This is a genomic window from Solibacillus sp. FSL R7-0668 (genome assembly GCF_038006205.1).
Lineage (GTDB): Bacteria > Bacillota > Bacilli > Bacillales_A > Planococcaceae > Solibacillus.
Window position 1 is genome coordinate 3,183,594 of record NZ_JBBOUU010000001.1, and the last position, 17,217, is coordinate 3,200,810.

The window sequence follows — 17,217 nt, forward strand, 5'->3', positions numbered from 1 at the left end:
TGGCCTTGGTTAAGATAATATTGAAAGGAGGTCAATAGATGATGAATTATTTAATTTATGACCCATTAATTCAGATAGGGATTAAACAGATTAAACGCAAATCACTATCAGAAAATGATATTACTAAGGAATCCGATAAGATAGTTGATAGGATAGCGGCCTTTATGAAAGAAAGTGCCGCTGAACTAATAAGAAATAACCCTGAGCTTACAAAACACATTAAGAATTGCATCCAGGAACAAATCAATACGACTCAAGAAATAGCCTCTACGATGGTTTGTGATGAATGGAAAACAATAGCTGTCGAAGAATTTAAAGAAAAATGGAAAAGGTTTGAAGCATATAAAAATGTTTTAAAAAGCGAGGGTTTGCCCGAAAAAGTATTAAAAACTTTAAATGTTGATACAAATAACGTCCTGAAATTCCTACCTGAATTATGGAAAGAAAAGGTTTTTCACGTATTTGGGATGGTGGTGGGCTTAGTACAAAGTGGCAAAACAAATCACATGATGGCTCTAATAAATAAATTATTTGATTTGAATACCGATTTTATTGTTGCTTTAGCAGGTGCTAACAATACTTTACGGAATCAATTACAAGAACGTGGAGAGAGACATGTAACTGGTTATAACTCAAGTACAAAGCAATTTAATCCGTTATATGCATACTTGAAAGACAATCAGATAGATGCAGTCATTAGTGGCACTGCCCAAGATTTAATTGATTTTACAAAAGGCAAACCTATGGTTATTCAAAGTGGTGATTTGTCCATACAATGGACACATGTAATCCGATATGAACCTGGGAAAAAGTATCTCTTTATTATTAAAAAACTACCAAACGTTCTTGAAACCCTTACAAAATGGTTTAAAGACCAGGTGTTTTACCATAAACCTTCAAAGAAATGCCGTAAAGTGACGATGGTGATTCTGGATGACGAAAGTGATTATTATAGCCTCAATACAAAGGATGATGGGGAAACGACATCAACTAACCGATATATAAGAGAACTACTGGATTTATTTGATCGGAGTATCTATATTGGTTATACTGCCACACCTTTCGCAAATATATTCATATCAAATGATCCACCAGATCGGCAGATTGCTGACTTTGATCTATTCCCAAGACATTTTATCCAATGCATTAGTACACCTACAAATTATATAGGGTTTAATCATTTTTTTGGTACACCCATTTCTAGAGCAGGCTTATTACCTTTTATTGATGAAATTGAAGAGTATGACGATGATGAAAAAGAGTATTTTGATTTGAAGGGTAAAATGTTATTTATGCCACCCAGCCTAAAACGAGCCCTGCATCAATATCTATTTAATGGCGGTATATGCAAACTTCGTGGGTATGGAAGAATGCATCATACAATGTTAGTTCATACCAATATCAGAAAAACCCCTCATAAAAGTGTAGTGAAGTTTTTGAATGATTATATTGATAATCTGATTAACGATGTAAAACTTGAAGATGCTTCTTATTTTTGGAGCGAAATAAATGATATTTACCAAGATTCAATAAATAAGAATCAAAAGGTAAATGATTATCAGAAAAAACAAGGTTTACAAAAATACGATTTGAGCTTTTCATTTGATGAAATCCTAAGTGCGGTTAAGGAGTACCTTATCAGTCGACAATCTAAGGTCATAATGGTCAATTCTGATAGCGATGATAGTTTGAATTATGATGCATATCCTGATGGTCTCCATGCTATTGCAGTTGGAGGTACCATTTTATCAAGGGGTTATACCTTAAAAGGTTTATCTGTCAGTTATTTTACAAGACAAAGTTCGCAGGCAGATTTAATGCTCCAATGTTGCCGATGGTTTGGATACCATGAATTGTATAAGGACCTTATCAGATTATTCACCACCAAGACAGTCCTAGATGTCATGTGCTACGCTAGTGGTATTACAGTGCAGTTATTTGAGCAATTTCAGGAAATGTGCGTTAGGGGGCAAACACCTCTGGAATTTGGATTTGCAATTCAAGAAAAACGAGGTCTATTAGCTACCTCACGGAATAAAATGCTATCCAGTATATCTACTCGTGATAAACTCCTATATCGTACTGATTTTGATGATGCTATATTCCCAATTAATAATAATAATCTTGAAGCCCGTATAGAAAGAATAAATACTCTTATTCAAGAGTTTGGCGAACCGGTAAAACATGATGGTGTCTTTTTATATCCAAAAGTTGATGTGGGCACATTTTCAAATTGGATTAGACTCTGGCCTAACATTGGTAACAATCGTAGTTTACCAGGGGAGCAGCTCGCTATACTACTAAATACCTTGCACAACGAGGGCAAGTTAAGCAGTATCGATGTGGGGTTAGTAACTATTAAAAGAAGTGAAAAAAGCGGGAAATATACCTTTTCAAAAAATGTAGAAGTAGTACTGGCTGAGCGGAATAAGATAGTATATACCCCTGAAACTGGAATATTTGAACTTCCACAGGGACGTGCAGTATCAGTCCGACATTATCAATATGGATTATCTGATCAAGAAATTAGAACAGTAGAAGAACTTAGTGGAACAACTTTCAAAGATAGAGCCACTCCAGAATCAAAAGTGGTGAGCAGGGTAAGGTGGGAAAGCCCATCGGGTCCAAGGGCTCTTTTTCTTATTTACGTGTTTAATTCTGACAGTATTAATTCAAGCCTTGAAAAAGAATACGGAATCAAAAACGGAATTCGTGTACCTGCAGTTGGATACCATTTATTACTGCCAACGCCTAAAGATAGTAAACAACTACGTGTTAATGAAATTTATCAAGAAAATTATCGAAAAGTTTTTAATGCCTTATTAAATGAAAATAAAAGAAAGGTTGCCTTGCATGAAGATGAAACTGAATCATCTGCTTAATGAAGTAACTGGGGACGGTAGTCGTATGTTTTACCGCAAGATTCCCAATATTCCAATCCATGTAATGATAGGTGATGGAGTTACACACGTTTTTATCCGTTTTAAATTTGAGAATGAATATTCTTTACCTACGTTGTCCTGCAAAGGAATCACCTCAAAAACGGACATCAATACATTTACACTAATCTCTTCATTTAGGGATAGTGATCTGCTGCTTAGTTTGGCAGCAGATCTTTTACAGCCTAATCAACAATCATTATTTGAAAATTATCAGGAAGAGAAATATGTTGTATGGCTTCGTCACCAATTGTTACGTTGGGTATCCTATTATAAAAGCACATCAAATGAGGTAATGAGCAAGGAAATACAATTAGGTCTTTTAGGCGAGTTAAAAAAACTAATCAATTATTTGAAAGATGGTAAATCACTTTCGTGTTGGAGAGGACCTTTTGGGGACCATCATGATTTTCATTGTGTAAATCACCACTCGGAAGTAAAATCACGTTTAGTTACATCAAAGGAGCTAATAAAAGTAAACGGAACAGAACAGCTACATCATGATGGAAAATTGTTTTTAGTTGTTCTTCATTTTATTGAACATAATGATGGAGAAACTATCTATAACTTAGTTGACCAAATTATCCCATTATTATCAGCTGAGGATATAGAAGAATTTTATGAATTACTCTCGTATGTAGGGGAACTTCCATCTGAGGAAAAAACTTATAGTTTTACACTGTTATTAGAAGAAACATACATGGTGCAGAAAGGATTCCCTCGGCAACCTCTCGTTGAAGGAACACTGGATGTAACTTATAAGATTCCTTTGAAAACAATAAAAAACTTTTTAATTAAACGTATTGATTTAGAAATGGATACCAACTTTAACCAGTTGTTTACAGGTTAATAAATGGGCGAGACATATCCTCAATTACGGTCTACTTAATTTATTTTCGATTAAGTAAAGAGTTGAATCCTTTTTAAATTTGGTATAATCCACATACAATAAGAGTGTTTAGTGGTGGTACACTAAACACTCTTTGCAACAAGCAGAATCGATTCAAAGGCGATTAACAAGCAAAAAGTAAACCACTACTCAGCTTTGGGTGCGAGGGTGGTTTATTTTTTCTAGTATTTGCAATAAGTAATGGAATACTTTTTTTAATTGCTATAGAGCCGCAATAACTTTTACGGATTATTTAGTATTACTTCATTCGGTATATTTATTTTCGGTAATAGGATAGTGGTAAATTTCAATATCTGAATCAATGAAACCTCTTCGCTTTGCTCCATGCAGTGTTTGATACATATTCTCTCTACCAACAGGGTTATCCGTATGAATATATATTTTGTTTGCCCGTAATCCTTTTTCACAAATATATTTTACTAAGTCATAACCCGTTGGCAATAGATTACCTTGTAGATCCTCTCCTAAATCATGGTCAAGAGAAAGTATAGCTACTTCGTGAGTTTCAAGTAAGTGAATTGCTTCTTGAAACGTTCTTGCCACAACAAAACCACTCGGACAATCTCTTAAATCATCAACATAAAGATTTATCTTTTGTGTACCCAAAATCATCACATCCTTAATGCATCGTTTGTTTCAATTGTGTAGTGTAATAAAGGATTTTGCAAATATACAACCACTAATTACAAATAGCCTTTTTGCTATCACCATTATTACTCCATTAAATGTTCCCAAAATAAAGGTAGCTAATTTATTGGGAAACCATTTTTTATGAGTTATACTTACAATATAGTTAATCGCAGCATTAACTGTACCCCTAGTTTCCCTGTATGGTTCTAGGAGGCATTTTAATGAAAGACCCTATTAAATCATATACAAAAAAAGATGGCAAGACCTACTACATGTTTAAGCTTTATTTAGGAATAGATAGTCAAACAGGCAAACAAATTCATGTTACTAGACGCGGCTTTTTAACAAAAAAAGAGGCTAGTCTCACTTTAGCTCAATTAAGAGTCGAAGTTAGTAAAGGGGAATATAAGAAGCCTATAACTGAAACATACGAGGATCTATATAATGTCTGGATTCAGCACTACGAAAGAACTGTCGAAGAAAGCACCTTTGTCAAAACACTAGGAATTTTCAAGAATCATATTCTACCTGCACTAGGTCACTACCGAATTGAGAAATTGAGTATAGCAATCTGCCAAAGCTTTGTCGATGACTGTTCATTGAAACTAAAAAGATTTCGAATGGTTAAAACTTACGCATCTAAAGTAATTGATTTTGCTATTAAGCGTGAATACATTAGTTCTAATCCATTCAAGCTAGTGGATCTCCCTAAAATCAAAGGTTCTGCTGTATTAGATACCGAAACCAACTATTATTCAAAAGAGCAGCTAATTGATTTTCTTGAATGCTTAAAGCAATATGGTAACGCTCAAATAACCGCATTTTACTACCTGCTTGCTTTTTCAGGTATTCGTAAAGGGGAGGCTCTTGCATTAACCTGGGCAGATATAAATTTCGATACAAATGAACTGCTTATTACAAAAGCTCTTTCAAGAGGTAAAAATAACAAGCTTTATATCAAATCAACGAAAACCGATACGATACGCCAGCTTTTAATTGATGATGAAACATGCAGCATCTTATCTGAATGGAAAAGGATTCAGCAAGTTAAATTTCCAAATGTGAATGACAAAAGCCAATTAATGTTTACAAACGAACAAAATGGCTTATTACAGCAAACGGTCCCCAGAAAATGGCTCATGAAAATCATCGACACTTACGGCTTGCCCTATACACATGTTCACTCATTTCGTCATGTGCATTGCTCTTTGCTTTTCGAAGCAGGTGCAAGTGTCAAAGAAGTACAAGAACGATTGGGTCACACAGATGTGCAAACAACGCTCAACATATATACGCACCTATCAAAGCGTGCAAAAAACGATACAATTAATAAGTTTGTGACGTACTTAAACTCATAAATTTGACCCAAAAGTGACCAGATTTATAGCCAGATTCCGATAAAATGCCCAGAAAACTCAGTACATCAAAAATAGAAAAAACCCTTGATATACAAGGGTTTTTACCACTCTAGACAACTCTAGAAAATTCAATTATGGAGACGGCGGGAGTCGAACCCGCGTCCAGAAGCTCCAATACGCCGGCTTCTACGCGTGTAGTTTGTCTACTTGCGATTCGCGAGTTCTTATGCCGACAAACAGGCGTCCGAATCGCTAACCTAGAAATCTCTTATTACTGACTCAGGTGGCACCAGTAATCGTATCCCACTAAAGTTGGGCCCGACGTACTGCACATGGGCGATGCAGAGGCCGAGCGCTTACGAGCTTACGCTGCGAAAGCTAAGTTTTGTTGTTTGCCAGTTATTATATAACTTCCGTTGTTGACGAAGACGAGACCTCCGACGCGCGACCAGAGCTTGAACCACCCCTGTCGAATCCGTAACGTCCCCGAGTATGAGTACCCGAGATAAGTTTCGGTATGAGCAAGTAAATTACTCATTGAAGTATGCCGTATGAGTAGGCATACACTGGCTAGTACAATAGATTATATGACAAAAACATTATTTTCGCAAGTAAATCGCTACCGATCAGCAAATCAAAACGATACCGACGACCACATTAGACATTCCCCCAAATAATTCCCCTCACCAAAAAGTAAAAAACGCATCCCGAGTAGAGATGCGCCAAATAGCTATGCTGTTTTCACTTTATTTCGTCGTAGCCAAGCTAGTAAAATGGCAATGATCAACGCAAAGCCTAAATACCCCATCGTTGAATATACCTTTCCTACTAAGTCTGTGAATCCAACTAAACTTGCGATGAATCCGACAATTCCGACAACGACTAATGCTGGCTTGAATGATTTAGACTCTGGCGCGAAGAAACGTACTGTGAATGAGTAAAACATACCAACCGCCGTATTATACATCATACCAAGTAATGCAATTGACATCAGTACACCGACAGCAGGGTGAATTTGATTTGCCAGTTCAAGCGTTGGCATATCCATTCCCGCAATCGTATCAATTTTTACAAACATGGCGATATTGATTAAAATAATGAGCGCACCAAGCATGATGCCTCCAAAAATACCACCAAGGCCTGCAACTTTACGATCCTTTTCTGTACCACCCATTACGATTAATAATGCTGCACCAGCCGCAAGATTATACGAAACATATAAAATTGCACCAAGAAGCCAGTTACCTGCTGCAGATGGCTGCTCTTTTGCGATGGCATCTGCCTCTGCCCATGAAATATCCATAGTAAAAATCGAATAGACTAATATAACAAAAATAATCGTCATTAAATAAGGCGTCACAATTGCAATGATGTTAATAATATTTTTTACATTTAATAATAAAGTAGCAATCGTTAATACCACCATAATAATGCTACCAACCATTGGATCGATGCCGAACATTTGGTTAAATGTTGAGCCCGAGCCAGCAAACATGACAACCGCTACACCGAATAAGAAGAATGTAATTAATACATCCAAAATGACGCCAATATAGCGACCGCCAATATGATAGATGACGCCTTTATGCGAGGTCGTTTGTAAGTCTGAGCCAAGCTGTGCTAAAGCCATCCCTAAAAATGCAAACACAAGCGTGGCAACAATTCCACCGATCAAGCCCATTGTGCCGAAGCTTGTGAAGTATTGTAAAATTTCTTGTCCAGAAGCAAATCCCGCACCAATAATTAGTCCAACAAATGCCCCACCTATTCGTAAACTTCTTTTCATTTTTTCACCTATCCTGTATTGTATTTTGAATTTTCTGATAAATATTCCCTAAAGATATCCTTAAGCACCTATTTATGATGCTTAAGGATTGATTACTAGTTATATGTTTTTTTCGCTACTGTGTAGGATTCCACTGTCTCAACATTCACCTTGTAGCCAATGCCTGCTGTTTCAGGTACTTGGATGTAACCATTTTCTGCGACTACTTCCGGTTCAATAATGTCCTTTTCCCAGTAACGATTAGAGCTGGCCGTATCCCCCGGTAAGATGAAGTTCGACAATGTCGTTAATGCCACATTATGTGCACGACCAATTCCAGACTCGAGCATGCCACCACACCAAACTGGAATCCCCTTTTGCTCACAATAGTCATGAATTTTCTTCGCTTCCGTTAAGCCACCTACACGACCGATTTTAATATTGATAATTTTCGTGGCACCGATCTCGATTGCCTTACGCGCATCCTCTAAAGAGTGAATACTTTCGTCTAAGCAAATCGGTGTCGACATTTGCTTTTGTAATGTCGCATGGTCGATGATGTCGTCAGAAGCAAGCGGCTGTTCCACCATTGTTAAGTTAAATTCATCCAGTTGCTTCAATAATTCAGCATCTTCCAAACGATAAGCTGAGTTTGCATCGGCCATAATCGCTACATTAGGGAACTTTTCACGTAAAGTACGCATTACATCAATATCCCAGCCTGGCTTTATTTTCACTTTAATTCGTTTGTAGCCTTCGTTCACATATTCATCCACTAATGCGACTAAGTCATCGATTGATTTTTGAATACCGATACTAATGCCCACCTCAATTTGCGTTTTATTTCCTCCAAGCGCTTTTGCCAGTGACTGATTCGTTTGCTGCGCGTAAATATCCCAAATCGCACCTTCAATAGTTGATTTCGCCATATTATTTTTGCGGATTGGCTCAAATAATTCATTGACCTCATCTGGGTGATTAATTTCCTTATTTAAGATCAATGGAATTAAATAATCTTCAAGCATATGCCAGTTTGTTTTTAATGTTTCCTCGTTGTACCAAGGTGAATGAAATGCGACAGATTCGCCCCAGCCAACTGTGCCTGCCTCGTCCTTTGCTTCAAGTAGTAGGAAATCCTTTTTTGTAAATGTCCCAAAGCTTGTTGTGAATGGTGCTTTTAAATCCATTTGTAAGTGACGGATTGTAATTTCAGTTATTTTCATGATTCGTTTCCTCCAGTGGTAAAGATGCTTTTTTTACAAAAATATAATGATTGCACAGCTCCTGTTGCTCTAATCGAACGGCTGCGTAACCAGCTGCGAACAATTTTTCAAATGCGTCTCGCGTTGCAAAGCGCCATTGCATTGCCTTCTCTTGATTTTGTGCCTTTAAGCTTTGGAAATCCTTTGGTACAGGCAATGAATAAACCGCCTCTACAAGATTCTCTAAATTGACATCCTCCAGTGATGGTAACCCATCTGTATCAAATATGAGTTGAGCAAGTGGCTTCGGATTTTCAGTATTTGGATGAAGTTGCTCGGTTACATATTGTGATGTCAAATGCCAATGTACTTCAAAACGGTCAGATGGTAGGCCTTTATTAAAGCCGTCCTGCATTTCACCATAGCAGTTTTCTACATACGTATCACATATGCCGTTTAATTTTGTTAAGTTTAAATAGCCGTTACGTGTTTCGAGCGGATCATACGTCCATACCATTAAGTCATAGCCTTTTGTAATCGCGACTTCACGCTGGGCGAATTTTAGTTTTTCCCCGATTTGCTGTGAGCGATAGGCTTCATCGATTCCAAGCATATGCGAGCATAAATACGTTTTGCCATTTTTCACAGCTGGAAAGCCGTAACTAAATCCAACTAAACGGTCTTCGTCATATGCGCCAACCAGTATGCCACCATGCTTTGCGACCGTTAGCGTTTGATGTGTTGGGAGTGGCGTTGACTGCCAAATATCTGCTTCAAGCTTCTGCACCTGCTCCATTTCCGCTATCGTTGTCAGTTCCTTAATTGCTATCATTTTGAATCGCTTCTTTCTCTAAATACTGAATTGCGTCTACTAGCGCATTTGTAATAATTTTCACGCCAACTGCTAATTGCTGGCGATTGAAGGTCATTTGAGGGTGATGCAACCCGGGTGTAACGCCGCAGCCCAGTCCGAGCATCGTTGTTTTTAGTTGAGGGCGTTTGTACGCATAAAAATGGAAGTCCTCTCCACCAGGTGTCACAACTTCTGGTGCACAATATGCTTCGCCAACAGTTTTTATAATGGCCTGCTTCATAATGGCTTTTGCTGTATCATCGACAGTTGCCGCTACGATATGTGCGCCGACTGTAGTTGTAATCGTGGCTCCGTATAGTGTGCTGACTGCTTGAATCGCCTTTTCCAGCCCGATTGTTGCAGCGGCCATTGTTTCATTCGTTTGTGCGCGCATATCAATACTAAAGGTTGCTTTGCCTGGAATGATATTAGTCGATGTGCCCCCTGCTTGAATTTGCGTCATTTTTATAGAGGCTGATTCTATTGGGCTAATCCAAATTCGCTTTATGGCATCAACAAGAGATGCTGCCACTTCGATTGCATTAATGCCTTGCTCTGGTCGTGCGCCATGTGCTTCTACACCTGAAATTGTGCCGTTCATAAGTTTTGCCGCACCATGATAAAGTGCTGGTGTATGGTACCCGTCCGCTAACTCTACAAGTGGACGTACATGTGTGCCGAAAAGGAATTCTAAAGGATCGACTATTCCTTTTTCCACGAAGGCTTTGGCTCCTGCTGCTTTTTCTTCTGCTGGCTGGAATAAAATACGAACCGCGCCTGGAAAATCTCTTTTCTGAAGTTCAAAGGCAACTCCAAGTGCCATTGTCATATGCCCATCATGACCACAAGAATGATTTGCTTTAAATTCGCCGTCTACCTCTTGCCATAAAGAATCAATATCCGTTCGGAAGCCAACACGTGGTGTCCCTTCACCGATATCCACATAAAGGCCAGTCATATCGTCAAATGTGATTGGCTCAAGCCCTACCGCACGTAACTGCTCGGCTAAATAAACTGTCGTATTCACCTCTTGCCAGCTCGGCTCTGGGTGACTATGTAAATGTTCAAATATTTCTAGAAGACGTTGTTCCATCATCTCAACTCCATCGATCTGCTAAAAAGCTATTTTGAAAATCATCAAATTTTTGACGCTGTTCGTTATAATACTCTGTATCATGAGACATCATGCCAACGACGAGTGTATTCATAAAAGAAATTAAAATCGGCATCAAATCAATCGTAGAAAGCTCCATTTGCTGTAATACAAAGGCAGCATTCGCATGTGCATGAATCGGTGCCATCGTTGAATCGGTAATGGCCATTACATAAGCGCCTTGTTCTTGAAATGACTTCGCAAGCAAGATTGATTCACTCGCATAACGATGTAAGGATACGACTAACACGACTGCGCGTTCATTCATTTGCTGCAATGTCCGAATAAGCGCACTTGCCTCGGTATCCACCAGCTGTACATTGGGTCTCAAAATATTAAGCGTGAATTGTAGCCACTGAACAGCAAAATGAGAGGCACCTGAACCAATCAAATAGATTGTTTCCGCTTCATGCAACTTCATCGTAAAGCTTTGAAATTGCTCTGGCGCAATATTTTTGGTAACAAACATTATTTGATTGCTTATTTGCGTCATTACCTTCTCGGCTAAATGCTGCTCATTGAACAATTGCTCCTTTGAAGAGACGTAATTGCTTAATGTACTATTGGTATTCTGCTCAAAGACAAGCATCGTGACTTCCTTTTGAAGCTGTGCAAAACCCGTTAACCCAATTGCATAGCAAAAGCGGATTACGGTTGTTTCACTTGTACCGGCACTTTTACCAATCTCATTGGCAGAATGTACACCGACATAAGTCAAGTTATCTAAAATGAATCGTGCGACTTTTTGCTGCCCTTTTGATAGGTTGGCAAAATGCTCCTCGATTCTTTTTGTTATATTATACGGTTTCAAAAAGAAGTCACTCCTTCATTTTCGCTCTTATGAAGTCTATACTTCATTTGATATATTGTAATTTAACATGGATCTCCACTAATTTCAATAAATATTCTGAAATTTCTTATTTGTCCATCTATTCAAAATAGGATTTTCCCATATAAACTAGAAAAAGCATTTAAGAACTAGAAGAATCGTTCTTAAATGCTTTTTGATTTTTTATTGATTATTGCTGACGTTCCTTGAAAGCACGATCCATATCACGCTTGGCTTCTTTTTTCTTTAGGTCGTGGCGTTTATCGTAATCTTTCTTACCTTTTGCAAGACCGATTAATAGCTTTGCGTAGCCGTCTTTAATATAAATTTTCAGTGGCACGATTGTGTAGCCATCGCGTTTGACCGCGCCGATGAGCTCACTGATTTGCTTTTTATGTAGCAGCAATTTGCGTTCGCGTAACGGATCATGGTTGAAGCGGTTCCCTTGATCGAACGGTGAAATATGCATATTGCGAATCCAAGCTTCCCCGTCACGAATGCTGACGTACGATTCCTTTAGCTGCACACGTGCACCGCGCACTGACTTTATTTCTGTTCCCGTTAGCACCATACCTGCTTCGATTGTTTCTTCAATAAAGTAATCATGGCTTGCCTTTTTATTTTGTGCTAACACCTTGCCTGAGCCTTTTGCCATTTTGTTTACACCTCTACTATCCCATACGCCTATAAAGTCGCACATCAGGAAGAGACCCTTGCGCGAGCTTAGTAAGGCCTTTAATTTTCACTTCAATTAGAAGGAAAAGAGCAGGGCAAGCTGTAGCATCGTGATATGCTACAGCAAACAGCCTTATTTCTTCTTTTTCTTCCCTTTTTTCTTTTTGCCCTTTGCGATGCCTTCGTAAAACTTCGGCTTATCGCTTGCTTTGCCATCTTTACGGCGACCGCGTGGATCACGTTCAGATGTCCCAGTGCGCTTTTCCTTTTCCGGGCGCTTCTTGCTTTCACCTCGTGATGATTTACGGTCACGCTTCTCACCTGTGCGCTCTTGATCCTTGCGGCGACCCCCTTCACGACGGCCTGCATGAATCACTTTTGATGTTTGACGACGAGTTGGGCGTGCATTACCAACCATCCCCACAATTTCAAAATCAACTGAAGATTCTTCAATGACTACATTAGACACGCGAATCTTCACTTCATCCCCAATGCGGAATTGACGACCTGTACGCTCACCAATCATCATTAAATGACGCTCTTCAAAGCGGTAGTAATCATCCGTCATATTCGAAATATGCACTAAGCCTTCCACTGTGTTTTCCAGCTCAATGAACATCCCAAAATTAGTAATTGATGAGACAATCCCAACGAATTCCTCGCCAACCTTATCGCTCATAAATTGCGCTTTTTTCAGGGCATCCGTATCACGCTCTGCATCTACTGCGCGACGCTCACGACTTGACGTATGCTCGGCAATATCATCCATTACCTGACCCCATTGGAATACCGTTTCCGCCGATGTATCTTCATTAATTAAATACGTGCGAATGAGACGATGTACGATTAAGTCCGGATAACGACGAATTGGCGACGTAAAGTGCGTGTAAAACTCCGTCGATAAACCAAAGTGACCTAAAGACTCCGCGTAATATTTCGCCTGCTGCATAGAGCGCAGTAACATTGTCGAAATAACCGGTTCTTCTGGCAAGCCTTCAATCGATTTAATGACTTCCTGTAGTGCTTTCGGGTGTACAGAATTGCCCGTACCCTTCACCATAATACCGAAATTCGTCACAAACTCGAAGAAGCGCTGTAGCTTTTCAGGCTTTGGATCTTCGTGAATACGGTATAAGAACGGTACTTCCATCCAGTGGAAATGCTCGGCTACTGTTTCGTTTGCCGCTAGCATGAACTCCTCAATCAAGCGCTCTGCCACTGTACGCTCACGCAGCACAATATCAGTTGGCCAGCCTGCTTCATCCACGAGTACTTTCGATTCTTTAAAATCAAAGTCAATCGCACCACGGTTCATTCGTTTGTTACGTAGAATTTGTGCTAAATCCTTCATATCATTAAACATTGGCACTAAATTTTCATAGCGCTCGATTAGCTCTGGATTTTCATCCGCATGCTCTAAAATATTATAAACATCCGTATACGTCATACGCTCTGATGTCTTAATGACACTTTGGAAAATTTCATGCTTCACCACTTGTCCCGCTTGGTCGATAATCATTTCGCATGATAATGTTAGACGGTCCACTTGTGGGTTTAATGAACAAATCCCATTTGATAAGCGGTGCGGAATCATCGGAATCACGCGGTCTGTTAAGTACACAGAAGTGGCACGCTCATACGCTTCCTTATCAAGCACCGAGCCTTGCGTTACATAATAGCTTACGTCCGCAATATGCACACCTAATTTATACGTACCGTCATTATTTTTCGTTACAGTTACCGCGTCATCTAAGTCTTTCGCATCCGCGCCATCAATTGTGACGATGACTTCATTGCGTAAATCACGACGACCAACGAAATCCTCATCTGAAATTTCGTCTGGCACTTGCGTTGCTGCATCTACTACCTCTGCTGGGAACTCTGGTGGAATATCGTATTTATAAAGGATTGATAAAATATCCACACCTGGGTCATTTTTATGCCCTAAAATCTTCGTAATCATGCCGGTAGCTGATTTTGTTTCATCTGGCCAGTGCGTAATTTCAACAACGACTTTATGGCCGTCTACAGCACCAAGCGCATCCTCTTTGGCGATGAAAATATCCATATTGAGCTTTTTATCGTCTGTTACAACGAAGCCAAATCCGCGATTTGCTTGATAGGTCCCAACAAATGTTGTTTTGCTACGCTCGACAATTTTTGTAACAGTCCCTTCACGGCGATCGCCTGACTGCTCCTTTAATATGCGCACTAAAACGGTATCACCATTTAATGCACCGTTAATTTCGTATGCGGGAATGAATATATCATCCATGCCCTGCTCTTCTGGCGCAACGAAACCAAAGCCTTTCGCGTTCCCTATAAAACGACCACGCAGTAAATTCATACGCTCTGGTAGGCCGTAACGGTTGGAACGTGAACGCACAATATAGCCTTGCGCTTCCATCTTAACCAGTGTTTTTACTAATTCGCGGAAATCATCCGCCTCTACTAATTCAAACGCATCTTCTATTTCTGATACGGTCATTGGTTTGTACGTATCTTCTTTCATAAACTCTAAAATGCGTTTTTGTAATTCATTTTGCTGTGCCATATATTTTCCCTCCTTTGAACAGAAAAATAGTATCCCAACATTAGACTATCCAATCTAACGAATTTAAAAACGTAAGAACTTCTTCGTGTAGCTCGTCTTTTTCTTTATCGAGTGTAATCACATGTCTAGAATGATCAAACCAGCGAATATGCTTTTCATTCGATTCCACCGAATTGTAAATAATATTCGCTGAATCGGCATTAATCACTTCATCATATGTGGATTGAATGACCAAAATCGGTGCATAGAGCATATCGATTGACTGTCTTACATCGGAAATCAGCTTTTGTAATGCAGGTAATGATGCCATGCCCTGCTGCTCAATCGCTTCTATTTCTATATTCATTTCCTGTTCACTTTTACCTTGTTGTTTTTTATATTGTTTTGCATATTCTAGTACGCCTTCAAACATGATGTCTGTCGTGCGCATTGTCATCGGTGAGCACATTGTGACGACACCTTTTACTGGCTGTTCAAGTGCCAGCTTAAGCGCAAAGACACCGCCAAGCGATAGCCCTGCAACCGCGATTTCGTCGTACCCAGCCTCTTTTAGCTCATTGTAACCTCGCACTACATCTTGCCACCATTCATCCGGATGTGAGGCGATTAATTCCTCAGGCGGTACACCATGTCCCTTATAGTGTGGCGCAAGTGATGTGTAGCCATGCTTTTCTAAATAGCGTCCAAGCATACGCACATCTGCACTGCTGCCTGTAAACCCATGTAATAATAACACCGCTCGCTTACCTGCACGGAAGAAAAACGGTGAAGACAAAGCTGTTTTCATGCTCGCCGGCTCCTGTCTTTTTTAAATATATGAAAAAACCGATTCGAACACACCTTCGAACCGAGTAAAACTTTCCATTTCTTCTATTATACTGTGTTTTTCATCTTACTAAAAGAAAAAGCCTAACCGAAAGCCAATTACTCGGTTAGGCGACTTAGATTCATTCGATTAGAATTTTGTAATAGCTAATGCTAATACGAAGAATAGAACAGAAAGAACGATTGTTACGCGGTGTAATACTAAATCCATCCCGCGAGCTTTCTGCTTACCGAAAAGTTGTTCAGCTCCACCAGAGATGGCACCTGATAAACCTGCACTTTTACCTGATTGTAGTAATACTACAACGATTAAGGCTAAAGCCATGATAATAAGTAATACCATTAATAACGTATGCATTTGCTCCACCTCCTAGATATGGACGTCACAATACAAATTAGTATAGCAAAATCCGCTCTCTATTACAATATTTCTTTGGCAAAGAACACCATGATTGGATTCGTAAAAACGAAAGCAGCTTGTTAATCGTCCAACTGTATTGTAAATTGGTCGTAAGGAGGTAAATTCTATGCAAAAATCGAACCATTACTTTTTTATCGATGCAGTCAATAAACGAATCCAAGAGAAGGACAACGAAATACTTTCATTTCAAGAAGAATTTTATCGTATGGAGGCTGGCTCTGTTGGCGAAAAAAAGTTAAAACTTGTTTTAGATGATTACCCATTTAAAAATGAATATTCCATTTTTTATAATTTCGAATGTATGAATGACCGCGGTTTCTCCCACCAAATTGACGCGCTACTCATTACACCTTTTTTTATTCTTATTCTTGAAGTAAAGCAAATTTCGGGAACACTTTGTTACAAGCCTGCCCTCCATGAATTTTATCGCATCACTGAAAATAAATTGCGTGAAAATTTTCCTAATCCATTTGATCAAACATTTCGCCACAAATTATTTTTGGAGCAATTTTTACTGCAATTTAACATCGTTATTCCAATCCACGAATTAGTCGTTATCGCAAATTATCGTGCTCAATTAGATGATTCATTAAAAGGATTGCCCATTATACATTTAAGCGGATTACCTCGTTACTTAGAAAATCTATTTGCAACGTATACAAGTCCCCTCGTAAATATTTCCATGATTGATAAAAAACTACAGCAAATTCATCAACCTTTACCAGCTCGCCGTTCCATTGAAGCGCACCGTCTCAAACATGGTGTACTTTGTAAAAAATGCAATTATTGCTATAAAATGCACTACGCTCGAGGTAATTGGATCTGTGAAAAATGCAATTCAAATGATCGCAGTGCATTATTTGAAGCTCTTCATCACTATCGCGTATTAATTCGTCCTACCATTTCCAATAAAGAATTTCGCGACTTCGTTGGTATCGATAGTAAATTTACTGCATCCAAAATATTAACGAGATTAGGTTTGGAAAAGCATGGAGATAAAAAAGGTCGTTACTATGTGATTCCTGAAGATATTTTTTACAAAGAGTAGGGGGAAACAGACTTTTATATGGTGGAGGAGGGTGTTGAATTTTATTGTTTCTTGA

At 39.0% G+C, this 17,217-nt stretch carries 14 protein-coding genes and 1 other RNA gene; 4 read left to right on the top strand and 11 right to left on the bottom strand.

What is annotated here, in order from left to right:
- Positions 1-38 precede the first annotated feature (38 nt).
- Both MKX47_RS15885 and MKX47_RS15890 read left to right on the top strand, forming a co-directional pair.
- On the top strand, positions 39-2,882 hold the full coding sequence (locus tag MKX47_RS15885; protein WP_340776083.1) for a Z1 domain-containing protein: 2,844 nt from the start codon (positions 39-41) through the stop codon (positions 2,880-2,882).
- Complete coding sequence (locus tag MKX47_RS15890; RefSeq protein ID WP_340776085.1) at positions 2,854-3,789, top strand: PD-(D/E)XK motif protein; 936 nt, start codon at positions 2,854-2,856, stop codon at positions 3,787-3,789. Before MKX47_RS15885 ends, MKX47_RS15890 begins: the two co-directional genes overlap by 29 nt.
- Before the next feature lie 303 nt (positions 3,790-4,092).
- Here the strand turns inward: MKX47_RS15890 and MKX47_RS15895 are convergent, their stop codons facing one another.
- A complete protein-coding gene (locus tag MKX47_RS15895) occupies positions 4,093-4,455 on the bottom strand; it encodes a cyclic-phosphate processing receiver domain-containing protein (RefSeq protein ID WP_340776088.1) in 363 nt (120 codons plus the stop codon).
- 245 nt (positions 4,456-4,700) lie between these two features.
- On the opposite strand from MKX47_RS15895, the gene MKX47_RS15900 reads away from it, so the two are divergent.
- Complete coding sequence (locus MKX47_RS15900; RefSeq protein ID WP_340776090.1) at positions 4,701-5,837, top strand: site-specific integrase; 1,137 nt, start codon at positions 4,701-4,703, stop codon at positions 5,835-5,837.
- A 132-nt stretch (positions 5,838-5,969) separates the two neighbouring features.
- On the opposite strand, the gene ssrA is transcribed toward MKX47_RS15900, so the two are convergent.
- The 10 genes from ssrA to secG all read right to left on the bottom strand — a co-directional run bounded on the left by ssrA (position 5,970) and on the right by secG (position 16,051).
- Positions 5,970-6,325, bottom strand: a transfer-messenger RNA (tmRNA) gene (gene ssrA / locus MKX47_RS15905).
- 242 nt (positions 6,326-6,567) lie between these two features.
- Positions 6,568-7,623, bottom strand: coding sequence for a YkvI family membrane protein (locus MKX47_RS15910; RefSeq protein ID WP_340776092.1), 1,056 nt, complete (start codon positions 7,621-7,623; stop codon positions 6,568-6,570).
- 95 nt (positions 7,624-7,718) lie between these two features.
- On the bottom strand, positions 7,719-8,825 hold the full coding sequence (gene menC, locus MKX47_RS15915) for an o-succinylbenzoate synthase (RefSeq protein ID WP_340776094.1): 1,107 nt from the start codon (positions 8,823-8,825) through the stop codon (positions 7,719-7,721).
- The gene (locus tag MKX47_RS15920) at positions 8,812-9,636 is read right to left on the bottom strand and encodes a GNAT family N-acetyltransferase (protein ID WP_340776096.1); all 825 of its coding nucleotides are present in this window, start codon (positions 9,634-9,636) and stop codon (positions 8,812-8,814) included. The genes menC and MKX47_RS15920 overlap by 14 nt, the downstream gene beginning before the upstream one ends.
- Positions 9,623-10,750, bottom strand: a complete 1,128-nt coding sequence (locus tag MKX47_RS15925) for an amidohydrolase (protein WP_340776098.1) — start codon at positions 10,748-10,750, stop codon at positions 9,623-9,625. The genes MKX47_RS15920 and MKX47_RS15925 overlap by 14 nt, the downstream gene beginning before the upstream one ends.
- Before the next feature lie 4 nt (positions 10,751-10,754).
- On the bottom strand, positions 10,755-11,621 hold the full coding sequence (locus MKX47_RS15930) for a MurR/RpiR family transcriptional regulator (RefSeq protein WP_340776100.1): 867 nt from the start codon (positions 11,619-11,621) through the stop codon (positions 10,755-10,757).
- A 208-nt stretch (positions 11,622-11,829) separates the two neighbouring features.
- Positions 11,830-12,294, bottom strand: a complete 465-nt coding sequence (smpB, locus tag MKX47_RS15935; protein ID WP_340776102.1) for an SsrA-binding protein SmpB — start codon at positions 12,292-12,294, stop codon at positions 11,830-11,832.
- A 153-nt stretch (positions 12,295-12,447) separates the two neighbouring features.
- Complete coding sequence (gene rnr, locus MKX47_RS15940) at positions 12,448-14,868, bottom strand: ribonuclease R (protein WP_340776103.1); 2,421 nt, start codon at positions 14,866-14,868, stop codon at positions 12,448-12,450.
- 40 nt (positions 14,869-14,908) lie between these two features.
- Entirely contained in the window at positions 14,909-15,655 is a 747-nt protein-coding gene (locus tag MKX47_RS15945) for an alpha/beta hydrolase (protein WP_340776106.1), read from the bottom strand.
- A gap of 168 nt (positions 15,656-15,823) precedes the next feature.
- On the bottom strand, positions 15,824-16,051 hold the full coding sequence (secG, locus tag MKX47_RS15950) for a preprotein translocase subunit SecG (RefSeq protein WP_340776109.1): 228 nt from the start codon (positions 16,049-16,051) through the stop codon (positions 15,824-15,826).
- Between the two features lie 169 nt (positions 16,052-16,220).
- On the opposite strand from secG, the gene MKX47_RS15955 reads away from it, so the two are divergent.
- Positions 16,221-17,162, top strand: a complete 942-nt coding sequence (locus tag MKX47_RS15955) for a nuclease-related domain-containing protein (RefSeq protein ID WP_340776112.1) — start codon at positions 16,221-16,223, stop codon at positions 17,160-17,162.
- The last annotated feature ends 55 nt before the right edge of the window (positions 17,163-17,217 follow it).